The sequence below is a fragment of the Nocardia sp. NPDC050630 genome (assembly GCF_044457245.1).
Classification (GTDB): Bacteria; Actinomycetota; Actinomycetes; order Mycobacteriales; family Mycobacteriaceae; genus Nocardia.
In genome coordinates, this window is the sequence record NZ_JBITGN010000008.1 from 183,981 (window position 1) to 198,416 (window position 14,436).

At 64.6% G+C, this 14,436-nt stretch carries 13 protein-coding genes; 5 read left to right on the forward strand and 8 right to left on the reverse strand.

The window, feature by feature from the left end:
* The first annotated feature begins 30 nt into the window (after positions 1 to 30).
* Entirely contained in the window at positions 31 to 2,214 is a 2,184-nt protein-coding gene (locus tag ACIBG0_RS21970; protein ID WP_397034810.1) for a malate synthase G, read from the forward strand.
* Positions 2,215 to 2,638: 424 nt separating this feature from the next.
* The gene (locus tag ACIBG0_RS21975; RefSeq protein WP_397034811.1) at positions 2,639 to 3,193 is read left to right on the forward strand and encodes a hypothetical protein; all 555 of its coding nucleotides are present in this window, start codon (positions 2,639 to 2,641) and stop codon (positions 3,191 to 3,193) included.
* A gap of 18 nt (positions 3,194 to 3,211) precedes the next feature.
* Here ACIBG0_RS21975 and ACIBG0_RS21980 read toward each other — a convergent pair whose 3' ends face one another.
* Together ACIBG0_RS21980 and ACIBG0_RS21985 are read right to left on the reverse strand one after the other, a co-directional pair.
* On the reverse strand, positions 3,212 to 3,697 hold the full coding sequence (locus ACIBG0_RS21980; RefSeq protein ID WP_397034812.1) for a hypothetical protein: 486 nt from the start codon (positions 3,695 to 3,697) through the stop codon (positions 3,212 to 3,214).
* Positions 3,698 to 3,740: 43 nt separating this feature from the next.
* Complete coding sequence (locus ACIBG0_RS21985; RefSeq protein WP_397034813.1) at positions 3,741 to 4,409, reverse strand: hypothetical protein; 669 nt, start codon at positions 4,407 to 4,409, stop codon at positions 3,741 to 3,743.
* A gap of 208 nt (positions 4,410 to 4,617) precedes the next feature.
* On the opposite strand from ACIBG0_RS21985, the gene ACIBG0_RS21990 reads away from it, so the two are divergent.
* From ACIBG0_RS21990 to ACIBG0_RS22000, 3 genes are read left to right on the forward strand one after another with little or no spacing between them, the layout of a single operon-like run.
* Positions 4,618 to 5,178, forward strand: a complete 561-nt coding sequence (locus tag ACIBG0_RS21990; protein ID WP_397034814.1) for a hypothetical protein — start codon at positions 4,618 to 4,620, stop codon at positions 5,176 to 5,178.
* 12 nt (positions 5,179 to 5,190) lie between these two features.
* A complete protein-coding gene (locus tag ACIBG0_RS21995) occupies positions 5,191 to 6,525 on the forward strand; it encodes a Dyp-type peroxidase (protein ID WP_397034815.1) in 1,335 nt (444 codons plus the stop codon).
* Complete coding sequence (locus tag ACIBG0_RS22000; protein ID WP_397034816.1) at positions 6,522 to 7,535, forward strand: hypothetical protein; 1,014 nt, start codon at positions 6,522 to 6,524, stop codon at positions 7,533 to 7,535. Before ACIBG0_RS21995 ends, ACIBG0_RS22000 begins: the two co-directional genes overlap by 4 nt.
* A gap of 23 nt (positions 7,536 to 7,558) precedes the next feature.
* Here the strand turns inward: ACIBG0_RS22000 and ACIBG0_RS22005 are convergent, their stop codons facing one another.
* From ACIBG0_RS22005 to ACIBG0_RS22030, 6 genes are all read right to left on the reverse strand, one after another.
* Positions 7,559 to 8,275, reverse strand: coding sequence for a hypothetical protein (locus ACIBG0_RS22005; RefSeq protein WP_397034817.1), 717 nt, complete (start codon positions 8,273 to 8,275; stop codon positions 7,559 to 7,561).
* A gap of 176 nt (positions 8,276 to 8,451) precedes the next feature.
* Complete coding sequence (locus ACIBG0_RS22010) at positions 8,452 to 9,093, reverse strand: DUF305 domain-containing protein (RefSeq protein WP_397034818.1); 642 nt, start codon at positions 9,091 to 9,093, stop codon at positions 8,452 to 8,454.
* 2 nt (positions 9,094 to 9,095) lie between these two features.
* Entirely contained in the window at positions 9,096 to 10,670 is a 1,575-nt protein-coding gene (locus tag ACIBG0_RS22015; RefSeq protein ID WP_397034819.1) for an LVIVD repeat-containing protein, read from the reverse strand.
* Positions 10,671 to 10,815: 145 nt separating this feature from the next.
* Positions 10,816 to 11,694, reverse strand: coding sequence for a 3-methyladenine DNA glycosylase (locus ACIBG0_RS22020; protein ID WP_397034820.1), 879 nt, complete (start codon positions 11,692 to 11,694; stop codon positions 10,816 to 10,818).
* Entirely contained in the window at positions 11,691 to 12,755 is a 1,065-nt protein-coding gene (locus ACIBG0_RS22025; RefSeq protein WP_397034821.1) for a hemolysin family protein, read from the reverse strand. The genes ACIBG0_RS22020 and ACIBG0_RS22025 overlap by 4 nt, the downstream gene beginning before the upstream one ends.
* Positions 12,748 to 14,121, reverse strand: a complete 1,374-nt coding sequence (locus ACIBG0_RS22030; RefSeq protein WP_397034953.1) for a hemolysin family protein — start codon at positions 14,119 to 14,121, stop codon at positions 12,748 to 12,750. Before ACIBG0_RS22030 ends, ACIBG0_RS22025 begins: the two co-directional genes overlap by 8 nt.
* Between the last annotated feature and the right edge of the window lie 315 nt (positions 14,122 to 14,436).

Here is a 14,436-nt window from a genome sequence, read left to right on the forward strand (position 1 = left end):
CACCCGGCTTTCTCAAAAGTGAGGCAGTAGATGACAGAGCGGATTCAGGTCGGCGGGCTCCAGGTGGCCAGCGTTCTCCACGAGTTCATCGAGAACGAGGCGCTTCCCGGAACCGGCGTAGATTCCGCCGCGTTCTGGGCCGGAGCCGAGCGGGTCATCAATGACCTCGCTCCGCGCAACCGCGCCCTGCTGGCCGAACGCGACGAAATCCAGGGCAAACTCGATGCCTGGCACGCCGAACACCCCGGCACGAACTACGACAAGGCCGCCTACAAGAGCTTCCTCGGCGATATCGGCTACCTGCGTGCGAAACCGGCCGATTTCGAGATCGCCACCCAGAATGTGGACGACGAGATCGCCACCACCGCTGGCCCACAGCTCGTGGTGCCGGTGATGAACGCCCGGTTCGCGATCAATGCCGCGAATGCGCGCTGGGGTTCGCTCTACGACGCCCTTTACGGCACCGATGCCATTTCCGAGGCCGACGGCGGCGAGAAGGGCACCGGTTACAACCCGGTCCGCGGCGGTCGCGTGATCGAATTCGCGCGCAAGTTCCTCGATACCGCTGCCCCGCTGGCCAACGGCTCGCACGGTGGCTCGACGCACTACGCGATCGACGGTGGCAAGCTGGCGGTCACGCTGAGCGATGACGGGGTCACCACACTGGCCGCCGACGGCGCGGAACTGGTCGGTTACCTGGGCGATCCGGCCTCGCCGACCTCGATCCTTTTGAAGCACAACGGTTTGCACATCGACATCCAGATCGACCCCGCCTCGCCGATCGGCAAGACCGATCCGGCCGGTGTCAAGGATGTGGTACTGGAGTCCGCGGTCACCACAATCATGGACTTCGAGGATTCGGTCGCCGCGGTGGACGCCGAGGACAAGGTGCTGTGCTACCACAACTGGCTCGGCCTGATGAAAGGTGAGCTGGCGGAGAAGGTGACCAAGGGCGACAAGACCTTCACCCGCACCATGAACCCGGACCGCGTCTACACCGCGCTCGATGGTGGCGAGCTGGTGCTGCACGGCCGGTCGCTGCTGTTCGTGCGCAATGTCGGTCACCTGATGACCTCCGACGCGATCATCGATGCCGAGGGCAACGAGGTGCCCGAGGGCATCATGGACGGCTTGATCACCTCGCTGATCGCCAAGCACAGCCTGCTCGGCGATACGAAGTTGAAGAACAGCCGCACCGGTTCGGTGTACATCGTCAAGCCGAAGATGCACGGCCCGGACGAGGTCGCCTTCACCAACGAGCTGTTCGGCCGGATCGAGGACGTCCTCGGCCTGACCCGCAACACCCTCAAGGTCGGCATCATGGACGAGGAGCGCCGCACCACGGTCAACCTCGAGGCCTGTATCCAGGCCGCCGCCGAGCGCGTGGTGTTCATCAACACCGGCTTCCTGGACCGCACCGGCGATGAGATCCACACCTCCATGGAGGCCGGGCCGATGGTCCGCAAGGCCGAGATGAAGATCCAGCAGTGGATCCTGTCCTACGAGGATTGGAACGTCGACACCGGTCTGGCCGCCGGCCTGCCCGGTAGGGCACAGATCGGCAAGGGCATGTGGGCCATGCCGGATCTGATGCACGACATGCTCGAGCAGAAGATCGGCCACCCGCGTGCGGGCGCCAACACCGCCTGGGTGCCCTCGCCGACCGCGGCCACCCTGCATGCGACGCACTACCACCAGGTCGACGTGTTCGAGCGGCAGCGGGAGATCGCCGCCGGTGGTCGGCGCGCCACCGTCGATCAGATCCTGGAGATCCCGCTCGCGGCCGACCCGAACTGGACCGATGAGGAGAAGCGTCAGGAGCTGGACAACAACTCCCAGAGCATCCTCGGCTATGTGGTGCGCTGGATCGACCAGGGCGTCGGCTGCTCCAAGGTGCCCGACATCCGGGATGTCGGTCTCATGGAAGACCGCGCGACCCTGCGCATTTCGAGCCAGCTGATGGCGAACTGGTTGCGCCACGGCGTGGTCACCGCGGCGGAGGTGGTGGCCAGCCTGGAGCGGATGGCGCCGGTGGTCGACAAGCAGAATGCGGGCGATCCGAACTACCGGCCGATGGCGCCGGACTTCGCGAGCAGCATTGCGTTCCAGGCCGCGAAGGAGCTGGTGCTGGAAGGCACCAAGCAGCCCAACGGCTACACCGAGCCGATCCTGCACCGCCGTCGCCGAGAGGCCAAGGCGCTGGCTTGCGTCTAAGTCATTACGCGTCCGAGTAACTCGTGAATCCCCCGCCCGGGAGCCTGCCGGGCGGGGGATTCCTCTATCACGCGACGGCCCGTCGGCAGAGTGGATCACTGGTTTCGACCCACATAACGATCCGTTACCCTGGGCGCTGCACGAGGTAGTCGGATGTGAGGAAGTTTTATGGGAAGCGTTGTCCTTGATGTATTCGCCCTGGTTGTGAACCGCGCGGCACAGTTCTGGAACTGGATGGCAACCGGTTCGGCCGGTTTCCCGCCGCTGTAATAACCGAGCCGAACGTCTGGTACGACGGCCCCCGGTCACGGCCCCTCGATGGGATGCCGAGGCCGGGGGTCTTCCTTCGTCCATTGAGATATTTCCACCAGATGGTGAACCGATTCCCTTCGGGGACAGGGCAGGTCGACGTATCTTCTTTGGCATGAGCAGCGCCACCCGACCGACACCGTTGTGGTTCGAACTCTGGATGGGCGCCATCACCACCGTCATCGCGCTACTTTGCGCCGCGTTGTGCTGGGAATTGGCTGCTCAGGGCAGCTTTCCGGCCAAAGTGCTGCTGTGGGTGGGACTTTCGGTGGTCGGCCTGGTCGCGATCGTCTTCGCCATCTTCGGCCTGATCCGCTATCACGCTGTCCTGGTGAGCCTGACGGCACCGCTGCTGATCGCCGCCCTCGCCGCGCTGGTGTGGTACGAAGTCCCCGAAACCACCGGTTGGCGCCTGTCCCGCCCCATCCTCGAGGATCAGGCCGCCGCCTGCGCCAACCCCGGCCATCGCACCCGTCTGGGCGTCTACACCGTCACCTATATCACCCGCCGCGACGGCGCCTGCCTGTTCTACGTCAGTGGCGGAGCCACCGATTCCGAAGGCTTCGCCTATTTCCCGGACAGCGCCCCGAGTACCGGCCCCGCCGGACAAGGCGGTATCGGCTACGAACCCTTCCACGGCCCCTGGTATCGGTTCACCGAAAACACCTGACAGATCCGCCGAGGCCGCTCAGTGCCAGACACCAACCAGTGTCCGGATGATCATGAAGATGGCGGTCACACCGAAACAGGCCAGTCCGACCACCCAGACTGTGAACATCTGCCGCATCGGTATCAGGTTGTCCAGCCAGCCGACGTCGAGATTGGCATTCTGCTGTTGCGTCTCGAAGACGCTGCCGTGGGCACCCCAGGCGCCCGCGCCGATCCGCTGCTGTTCGAACCGCTCCAGCCACAGCGCGTCCTTGCGTTCGGCGAGGCGATGGCTCGCCATGAGCATGATCGAAATGATGGACACGATCAGCGCGAGCGACGCCGAGGCTATTCGCGCGACGGAATCGTTGGCGGATGCCATCGAGATGCTGAACAAGAATGCCTGGGCGGTCAGACTGAGGGTGGGAACCTGCCAGAGCAGGTTCTCGTTTTGCAGACGTCGGTCCGCGACGGCCTGGTAGACCATCTCCAGATCGGCCGAAGGGCGAGGAACTGGCTCCTCCACAAGGGGTACTGTCGCACAGTCGCGCAGACCTGGTGGGTGTTTGTCACGTTCGGGATGGGGAGCGAACCAGGATGAGGACGCTGACCACGAGCACCCACGCTGGGAAGGCAAGGGTCATCCATCTGGTCGTTTCGCTGGCGACCAGGAGCGCCACGGCGGCCAGATAGCTGAGACCCGCGAGCCAGCGGGGCATCAGCCCGGTCTTCAGCCAAATCGTCGCGAGCGAGATCATGAATACGGCCGCCATCCGCAGTGCGTAGGTCTGGCACGCCGAAACCACGACCATCTTGCCGAAGTCGACCACTTCGGCGCGGGCCGCCGGGTCGGTGACGTCGGTGTCGCTGGACACCAGACCGGCCGCGACGGCGGTGCCGACGAACATCATCGCCAGGAACAGCAGTCCGCTGCCGAGGAATACCGACAGGAAGAACCGGTCCTCGTAGCGCCCGAATCCGTCACGGACGACGCCGATGAACCATAAGAAGCTGATTCCGGCGAACGGCATGAGCACCGTCGCTATTCGGATCGCGCTCCGCTGGCTGTTCAGCCAATGAGTCGAGCCTTCGATGCCGTCAGGCATGTCGATACGGATCAAGATCAGCGTTGTGCCGAACAAGACCGCGAAGACCACTCCGGCGAGTGCGGCGGCTCGTGGCGTCGATAACCGGCGCGGGGTCGGCGCCGACTCGGTGTCTTCCGGCGATGTCGACATGACGTAATTCTGTCAAATCCGAGCGCCGGTGGGCAGGAATTCCAATCAATTTGAATTTTCTACAATGTAGCCCGTCGCACCTCCACCGAACCTACGTGGGTGATTACTGCTGTCTCGATTACCGCACATCAGGGGTTTCGGGGTCATGCGCCGAAGGCATAGCATGAGCAAGGGGCCAGCCTTACTGTCGCGGAAGGTGGGTGAAGGTATGTCGATAACCGAGCATGACTGGAGTAAACCGGCGGCGATGGCCATCCCGGCGGAGGGCTATTTCGAACTGGAACGGGGAAGGTACGGTCCGATCTATCCCCGGACGCCTTCGTGTTATGGGTTCTCGATCATCGCCAAAGTGAAACCCGGTCGGGAAGAAGCTATTCGCGCGCACGGCAAGGATCTCGAGGCCGCGGTCGCAGCTGATCCAGAGGTGCTGGCACCGCTGCGACTGCACTATCTACGGTGGCTGTTGTTCGATGTCGGATTCGGTCTGCATTTCCAATATCAAGGCATCTTCGATACCGATTTCGACAAATACACCGAGGATGCCGTTACGCTGTTCTCGCAGACTGGCATAACAACGGTTTTCACGAATCTGGAAGGATTCCCCGAGGATTGGAAGGAAAATCCGGCGTCGTTCGTGAAATATGTTCGCGAGCACCAATTCCCGAGCTTCCTCGAATACGGTGAATACCCCTACGTCACCGGCATCGAGATCAAAAAGGCGCTGCGACTGAAGGCGGCGTTCTCCGAAATGCTCGATCAGATGCAGTAAGTACCGTGACCCATGCTAGAACTCGACGATATTCAGCACATCCTGCTGACCCGGACCCCGGCGGTGACCGGCCGCTACGAGTTTCTGTCCTTCGATGATCCCATGGGGGCTCGGGCTTGGTTGACGCCGCTGGTGGACCGCGTGCAATCGGCGGCAGATGCGAGCGCAACGATGGATAGTTCCGACCGCTGGGTCACGCTGGCCTTCACCTGGCACGGGCTGCGGGCGCTCGGCGTGCCGGAGGAAGTGCTCAGCACCTTCCCGGACGAGTTCCGCGAAGGCATGGCCGCACGCGCGGATATCCTGGGCGACACGGGCGCTGCTCATCCCGACAACTGGGTAGGCGGGCTGGCAGGTGAGGACCTGCACGCCATCGCGATCCTGTTCGCCCGCACCGATGCCGAGCATCAGCGCTGCACTACCGAACATGACAAGCTAGTGGCCCGCTGCCCCGGTGTGCGCGTGTTGTCGTTCCTGGATCTGAACGCGACGCCGCCCTTCGATTACGCCCACGATCATTTCGGGTTCCGAGACCGGTTGTCCCAGCCCGTGATCGACGGATCCGGCGAAACACCGACCCCCGGGTCGGGAGCCGCGCTGCAACCCGGCGAATTCATCCTGGGCTATCCCGACGAGGAAGGACCACCGCGAGCGCTGCCGCAGCCGGAGGTGTTGTTCCGCAACGGCAGCTATATGGCCTACCGGCGGCTGCAAGAACATGTCGGTGCGTTTCGGAGCTATCTGCGCGAGCACGCGGACACCCCGGACGGGCAGGAGTTGCTAGCCGCGAAGATCATGGGACGCTGGCGCAGCGGCGCACCGCTGGTGCTGGCCCCGGACCGGGATGATCCGGCGCTGGGTGCGGATCCCATGCGCAACAACGACTTCAACTACAAGGAGATGGATCCGCACGGCTACGCTGTACCACTCGGCGCGCATGCACGACGCCTCAATCCTCGCGACACCGCGGCAAACATGAACCGCCGCAGAATGATTCGCCGCGGCGCCACCTACGGCCCCGCGCTACCCGAGGATGCCCCCGACGACGGAGTGGACCGCGGGATCGCCGCATTCATCATCTGCGCCAGCCTGGTACGCCAATTCGAGTTCGCCCAAAACGTCTGGATCAACGACAAGACATTCCACGAACTCGGCAACGAGCACGACCCCATCTGCGGCACCCAGGACGGCACCTTCGACTTCACGATCCCCAAGCGGCCCATTCGCAAGGTGCACCCGGGACTGCCTGCGTTCACCACGCTCACCGGCGGCGCGTACTTCTTCCTTCCGAGCATCAGCGCTCTGCGATACCTGGCCACGCTCGACAGCCGAGAGGTCACACCATGAGCACGCTGCCGCTGGCACGCACCTACAACCAGACCCACATTCCGCGCAGCCATGACGGGCGGCGGCGGATGACCATCTATTGGACGTGGAGCTATCCGTGGGAGGCTCAACGCGATCCTGCCGCGATGTACAACCGCTTCTCGACGATGACCGAGGTCCGCAACGTGCTGTGGCCGAGCTACGAGACCCCGGAATACGACGCCGCGCACTTTCTACAGGGCATCGCAGGCACGTTGGAACTGTTCCATCGCTCGACCCTGGCGTTTCAGCAGTTGGCCGGGGAGGCCACCGGTCACCCCGTCGCGGTGTTCCAGCGTATAGACCAGGCGGGCTACACCTTGCCGATCGACGAGCGGATCCTGGAAGACACCGACACCCTGATGGTGTTCGGGCTCGATCACGTGCTCTCCGAGCAGCAAGCCACACCGGAGGAGTGCGAGGCGATCCGCGACTGGCTGCAACGTGAAGGCACCTGTCTGCTGCTGGCACCGCACCACGACGTCGGCTGCACCGACGACTATGCGCAGCGGCAAATGGAATACGAGCATCACGGCGACCCGCTGGTGCCGCGGCAGCAACGATTCGGCCAGTACACACGCTCGCTCATGCGGGCCCTCGATGTTCCGGTGCACAACAAATGGGGCCTGCGACCCGCGGTGGTCGACGGCACCGATGAGATCGCACCCTTGACCGGGTTCCGCGATCTGGACGCGCCCCGGCTGCTGGACAACGTCACGACATTCAACTTCCACCCCCATCTGCCGCACTACGAGCTCACCGCGCCGGAAACCGATACGCTTCGTGTCCTGGGCCGCCAGCGTGTCGACCCCGGGCGGCCCCATCCCTTCACCGCCGCCGGCCACACGGAATTCAACGCGCTGATCTGGATGCCACCCGCTGGCAGGCGAGCCGGCGATATCGTGCTCATCGATTCCACCAACTTCACCACGCTATTCGGCGGCACCGACAGCCTGCGAAATCTCTGGCACAACCTCGCCACTATGAAGTAAGTGCCCACCGCGACCGAGCTGGTTCAAGGTTTGGGCTGAATCCAGAGGGCTTCGGCGACGGCGCAGAGATCGCCCGAGGGCGTTGCGAGGGCTATGCCGACAGTGTATTTGCGGCCCTGATGACTGATGGGCCAGGCGTAGGAGATGTAGGGGGAGTCGGGGTAGATGGGCTGAAGTTGGGTGGCGGTGAGGGCCGCGGTCACACCGCCGAAGCCCATGCCTTGTTTGCGCATGGCGGTCCAGCCACCGGGGCAGTCGAGGGCGGACCAGACGACTTCCGGTGGGAGTCGGCCGGATTCGTCGGCCAACTCGGGATCGGGAGTCCACGCGGCGAGGACGAGGTCGTGATCCGCGGTGTCCCAGGTGAGCAGGCGCAGGCCGCGGCCGGGTGCGCATGCGGCGCCACAGCCAAAGCAGTCGGTGACACGGCGCGACACCATGGCCGCGTCGGTGACGGCCTTGGCCTCGGCCCAACTCGGGGGGCTCGGCGGATCGATGCTGAGCACCGCCGGAGTCGATTCGGCGAGTAACGCACCGTCGGTGTCGGTGAGCGCATATCCACCTGATCTGGTGGGGCGCAATGACATCGGGGTCTCGAGCGGCACCCGTGCGCGGAAGTCGACGCGTATCTCGGTGGCCTCGCACGGCCCGGCCACCAGACCCGCGACGTATCCGCCGAATGCGACGTCGGGATATCCGTGCACGTGTTCGGGGATGGTGACTGTCTCGGTCCGGATCACGTGTCGCTCGAGCCTTTCTGTGCCGTCGATCTGGATCGACCTTACCTCCGCAGTTGCCTACAGCCGCACACCGTCTACGACCCAGCCGGACCTTTCCGAAAACCGAGGGACTCTGGCAAAAGCCCTGAGTTGGCACCGTGTGTTAGACCCGCATCCGGAGAGTGGGCGCGGGTCGGCTAATGCGGGGCCTGACCACCGAGTTGGGTGAGCAGCACGCTGATCACACCGGCCTCCTGGCTCTGACTCTGGAACATCGAGCGGGCGGTTTCCTTGACCGGGCCGGAGGTCAGCAGTTCGTCAGCGACACGAGCCATCGCCAGTCCACCCTGGTGATGACGGAACATCAGTTGCAGGAACAGGGTTTCGGCGTTGTGACCGCGGGCTGCGGCCAGCGCGTCGAGTTCGGCGGTAGTCGCCATGCCCGGCATCGCATCGCTATTCGCGTGGCTCGTATTCGAATGATGTTGCGAGGTAGCCGCATCGGTGTGCATCCACGCCATCGGATGCGCCGAGAGTGGCGACGCATCGGCCAACCGCAGCCACCCAAGCATGGTACCGATCTCGATGCGCTGCGCGTCCGAAAGCTGTTGCGCCAACCGCAGCACGGTCGGGTCCACGCCACGATCCAAGCGTTGCACCATGATCAGCGCTTGCTGATGATGTGCCGCCATATCCTGCGCGAATCCGATCTCGACCGCGTTGAGAATCGATGCGGCCGTGTGCGCTTCGGGCAGTACGAGCGGACGCAGCGCCGCCCCGAGCACCACCAGGACGAACGCGACAGAGGCGAGCGCCCCGACTCGGAACCAACGGGACACGGCTACGACCCGACGGTCGATTGCTGATTCGCCGGCACCGTATACACATCGTTCTCGAGTTGTAGCACCATGAATCCGTTATCGGAGCAGGCGACATACAACTGGTTGCCGCGCCACTCCGGCGGTGAGAAGCACCAATCGGTGGAGACATCGCCGAAGGCGAGCTTGCCGGTGCGCGGGGTGAGCGCGTCCAACGGATCGAATTGCCCCTCCAACACCGCGCGTGCGGCCGGTAGTGTGCTAATCAATGGCACGCCGATGATCGAGGCGAGGGCGTGCGGTGAGTTCCACAGGCTCAGGTTCTGGCCGGTCCGTGCGGGCGGATTGAAGTAGGCGATCTCACGGATATTGTGCGGATCACCGACGTCGAAAACCCGGATGCCGGAGGAGATCCAGCCGCATGCGAGTGCGGTCGGATTGTCCGGGCGGTCGGCGGCACAATAGTGCGATTCGTAGGCGAAGACCGAACCGCCCATCGAACTACCGATATTGCTATCGATGTTCTGCAGCAGGTTGATCTCCAGCTTCACCTTCCCGGCGACCTTGGGCGCGGTGTCGTTGGAGATATCGATGAGTTTCACGCCCCCGGAACCGCCTTCGTCGACGGTGTAGAGGTAGGGCTTACCGTCGTAGGTCACCGGGATGCTGTGCTGGGTAGCCCAGCCATCGGTCCAGAAGGTGCGGCCGATATGGGTGACCTGCGGATTGGGGTCGCGGCGCTGCACCGCGCTGATATCGAGGACGGTGAATCCGCCCAGCGCGGACAGGTACATGCGGTTGCCGTCCGGACTGATGCCGAAGCCGTGCGCCTCGATGCCGGTCAGTCCCTGCCAGATGACGTGGGGGTTGTTCGGATCGGTCAGATCGACCGCGCTGACGAAACCGGGCGCGATACCCGAGGTCCAGTAGGTGCGGCCATCGGGGGACCAACCGCCCTCGTGCGTGGTGATCGGCAGCGGCATTGCCAGATTGGTGCCCGGTCCCGGATTGAGCAGCTTCGGGTACGCGCAATCGGAGATGTCGTAGACCGACAGATAGCCGACGCCCTCGCCAACCGGCACACCGGTCCCGACCAGCAGCTTGCGTTCGGTATTGACCTTCAGACTCTCCCAGGTGCCCGCGAGCATCGCGGGTTCGGTCAGGGTGACTGTCGGGCGTGGGTGCGCCGGATCGGAGATATCGAGTACCTGGACGCCGCGGCCCTCGCTGAACAGGTCGCCGGGGAAGAATGAACCCATATACGCGCAATGGTCGAAGCTGGTGGAGGTGATGCCCGCGCCGCGCCCGGCGTAATTGCCGACCATCGACATATTGCAGGAGTAGCCCTGGGTGCTGCGCCGACTGTCGCGATCGGTGGCCGGGACATCGCCCTGCAGCCCGGTTTCCGGCATCGAACCCGGTCCGCAGTCCGCCCGGGGCACCGAGGTTCGGCCGACATCGAGGAACTCCTGGACCGCGGTGGCGATATCGTCTTGCAGATCGGCCGATGCGCTGCTCGGCAGCATCATCGCGGCCACAACCATGGTGGCGAACAAGGCCAAGGGCCTGGCACGGCGCAGTGTCAGCTTCGGGTGCATCGTTGCATCCCAACTTTCCTCATCATGGGCACATACTGCGCCGACTCAGACGGAGCATGAACTGACTGAATGGTATTAACAAGCAGCAACTCAAAGGTGGGTTTTGGCGGAAATGCCAGGTAATTGGTGTGTTTCGCTACTACGGTCAGCTGACGGCGAGTGCCTCGGTGTCGTATTTCAGTAGCGATGTGCAGACGTCGAGCAGCGACTGTCTGAGTCCCGCCGACCGCTCGGCCAGAGCCGACTGTGCCCGGACGTATTCGGCCCGCCCCGTGGGAGTTTCGATGCGGACCGGCTCGTAGCCGTATTCGGTCAGGTCATACGGGCTCGCGCGCATATCGAGTTCGCGTGCGGCGCAGGCGAATTCGAAGTAGTCGAGGAGCAGGTCGGAGCGCAGCAGCGGGGTCAGTTTGAAACCCCATTTGTAGAGGTCCATATTGGCGTGCAGGCAGCCGGGCTGTTCCCGGGCGACCTGGTCGGCGCGCGTCAATGGCTCGGCATTGCGACCGACGGCCTCCGGGGTGAAGAAGCGGAACGCGTCGAAGTGGCTGCAGCGCAAGGACATCGATTCGACGACCGCATCGGTGCCGATGCCGCCCAAGCGCAGCGGCACCTGTTGGTGGCGGACCTCGTCGGTTTTGTACACCATTGCCCACTCGTGCAGGCCGAAGCAAGACAGCTGTGCCGGGCGCGATGCGGTGGCGCGCAGCAGTTTTGCGATGAACTCGATGGTGTCGCGACGCCTGCGGATGAACGCGGGGTCGGCAGCGTAAACAGCCGGGCCGTGTTGGTGATACCCACGAGCCCCGTCGTACTCCCGCGCGCCCGCCAATGCGACACCGAATCCCGGATGCCAGCGCCGCAATTGGGCGGGCTTATGTCCGTAGTAGGTGAACAGGAAGTCGATCACCGGATGTGACGACCCCGCCGCGCGTCGTTGGAGATACGGTCCGACGAGCTCGTCCAGCCGAGCCCGGTGCGCGGCAGCCCCGGCCCGCCACTCGGACTCGGCCAGCACGATCATTCGATCACCCGGTGCGTCCCGTCGCGCACAGTGCCGACGAACTCTTCCACCAGATCCTCCAGCGCCACAATGCCCACAGTATTGCCGCGCGTATCCACCACGCGGCCGAGGTGGGAGTTGGTGCGCCGCAAGCGGGCCAGCGCCTCGTACAGGGGTGTACCAGTGCTCACCGTCGGCAATGGGCGAATATCGGTGCGCGGGATGGGCGTATTCGGTCCGGCGCTTTCATCGGCGACCTTGTCGAGCACATCCTTCACATGCAGGTACCCGACCAGCGAACCGTCACCAGCGCGCACCGGGTACCGGGAGAAGCCGGTTTCGGCGACCGCGGTTTCGATATCGCCGAGCGTGGTGCCATTGCCGCGCAGCGGAACCGAGCGGGTCGTCGCCAGCCGCACCATCACATCGCCGACCACGCGATCGGAGGTGCCGAGCGCCTGGGTGAGGCGGCGGTGCTCCTCCTCGTCGAGCAGTCCCTCCGAACGGGACTCACCGATCATCTCGGCGAGTTCCACACTGGAGACCGTCGCCTCCAGCTCGTCCTTCGGCTCGACCCGCAACATGCGCAGCGACAGATTCGCGGCCAGGTTGTAGAGCGCGATGAGCGGACGCGCCAAGCGCAACCACATCAGGTGCACCGGAACCAGCAGCAGCGCACTTCGTTCCGGTCCGGCCAGCGCGATATTCTTCGGAATCATCTCGCCGAACAGAATGTGCAGGATCGCCACGATCGCCAGCGCGATGGCGAAGGCCACCGGATGCAGCAGCTGTTCGGGCAGGCCGACCAGCTCGAATGGCCCCGCCAGCAGATGCGCCACCGCGGGTTCGCCGACCCGGCCGAGCAGGATCGAGCAGATGGTGATGCCGAGCTGTGCGGCGGCCAACATCATGGACAGGTTCTCACCAGCCCGGATCACCGTGTGCGCCTTGCGCTTTCCCTGCGCGGCGAGCGCTTCGAGACGGTCGCGGCGCGCGGAGATGAGGGCGAATTCGGCGGCGACGAAGAAGGCGTTGCAGGCCAGCAGCACCACCGTCAACAGGACACCCAGGAGATCACCCATGGCTGTTCTCCTTCAGCACGGCGGCCGCGACCGGGATCAGCCGAATCCGATCGATGCGCCGCCCGTCCATCCGTTCGACCTTGGCGATCCAGCCGCCGTCCTCGTCGTTGGGATGACGGTGCGAGGACCGTGGATTCGGCAGGATCACCTCATCGCCGGTCACCGGGATTCGGCCGAGCCGGGTGAGTACCAGACCGCCGAGGGTTTCGTATTCGCCCTCGGGCGCGTCATAGCCGGTGGCGCGAGAGACCTCGTCGATGCGCAGCAATCCCGAGCAGTCCCAGCCGTCGGCGACCCGGCGGACATCGCGTTCTTCCTCATCGTGCTCGTCGCGGACATCGCCGAGGATTTCCTCGATGAGATCCTCCATGGTGACGATGCCCGCGGTACCACCGTATTCGTCGACCACCAGCGCGACCTGCATGCCGTCGGCGCGCACCCGCTCGAGCACCTCGTCGCCGTCGAGGCTGGCGGGCACGATCGGCACCGGCCGGGCGAGCAGATACAGCGGGATGGTGTTGCGGACATTCGCCGCATGGGTGAACGCCTGTTTGACGTGCACCACCCCGAGGGTGTTGTCCAGATCGCCGTCGATTACCGGGAAGCGGGAGTACCCGGTGCGGCTGGCGGCCGCGATCAGATCGGCGATGGTGTCGGACTTGTCCAGGGATTCGATCTTGACTCGCGGCGTCATCAATTCCTCGGCGCTGCGCTCACCGAATTGCAGCGAGCGATCGACCAACTGCGCGGTGCGGTGGTCCAGCGCGCCGCGCAGTGCGGAAGTGCGCACCAGCGAGCCGAGTTCCTGCGGGGAGCGCGCCGAACGCAACTCCTCGGCCGGTTCCACACCCAGGCGGCGCACCACCCAGTTCGCGGTGCCATTGAGGAAGTGGATCATCCACTTGAACACCACCGAGAAGGCGATCATCGGGCCCGCGGTGACCCGGGCGGTGCCGAGCGGCTTCGATATCGCGATGTTCTTCGGGACCAGCTCGCCGTAGATCATCGACAGCGAGGTGGCAAGCAGCAGCGCCAGGGTGAGCGAGATGCCCTGCGCCGCACCTCGGCTCAGACCGAGCGCGGTGAAAAGCGGCGATATCAGTCGGGCCAGGACGGGTTCGGCGATATAACCGGTGATCAGGGTCGTGATGGTAATACCGAGCTGGGCGCCGGAGAGCTGGAACGACAACGTGGTGTGCGCCTGCCGGACCATGCGCGAGCGGGCATCCCCGACCGTACGCACATCCGATTCGACGGTGCTGCGCTCCAATGCGGTGAGTGAGAATTCGGCGGCAACGAATAATGCGGTGCCGACGGTGAGCGCGATGAACCCGATCAGGCTGAGCACGGTGAGCACGACGGACATCGTCAGCACCACCTGCGAAACATACGATGAGCTGAATCGGATCGGGCGGCTGTGGAATGGAGAGCGCCGGGTTTGTCACCCGGCTCGGTAGAGGAGCCCTCCTGTGCGGCGCCCTCGGACGCGGGTGACAACTTGTTCCTCTCGGCAATGGGTTCGTGAAGCCGGAAACCGGCAACCCCTATGCTACCGGCTCTGTCTAATGGCAGCGCCTTCGGCGCTGCGGGTTCGCGGCCCCCTGGTGTGGGGGGGGGGGGGCCGGGGCCCCCCCCCCCCCGGGGGCTGGGGGGGGGCGGGGGGGGCGCGCGCCCGGGCGCG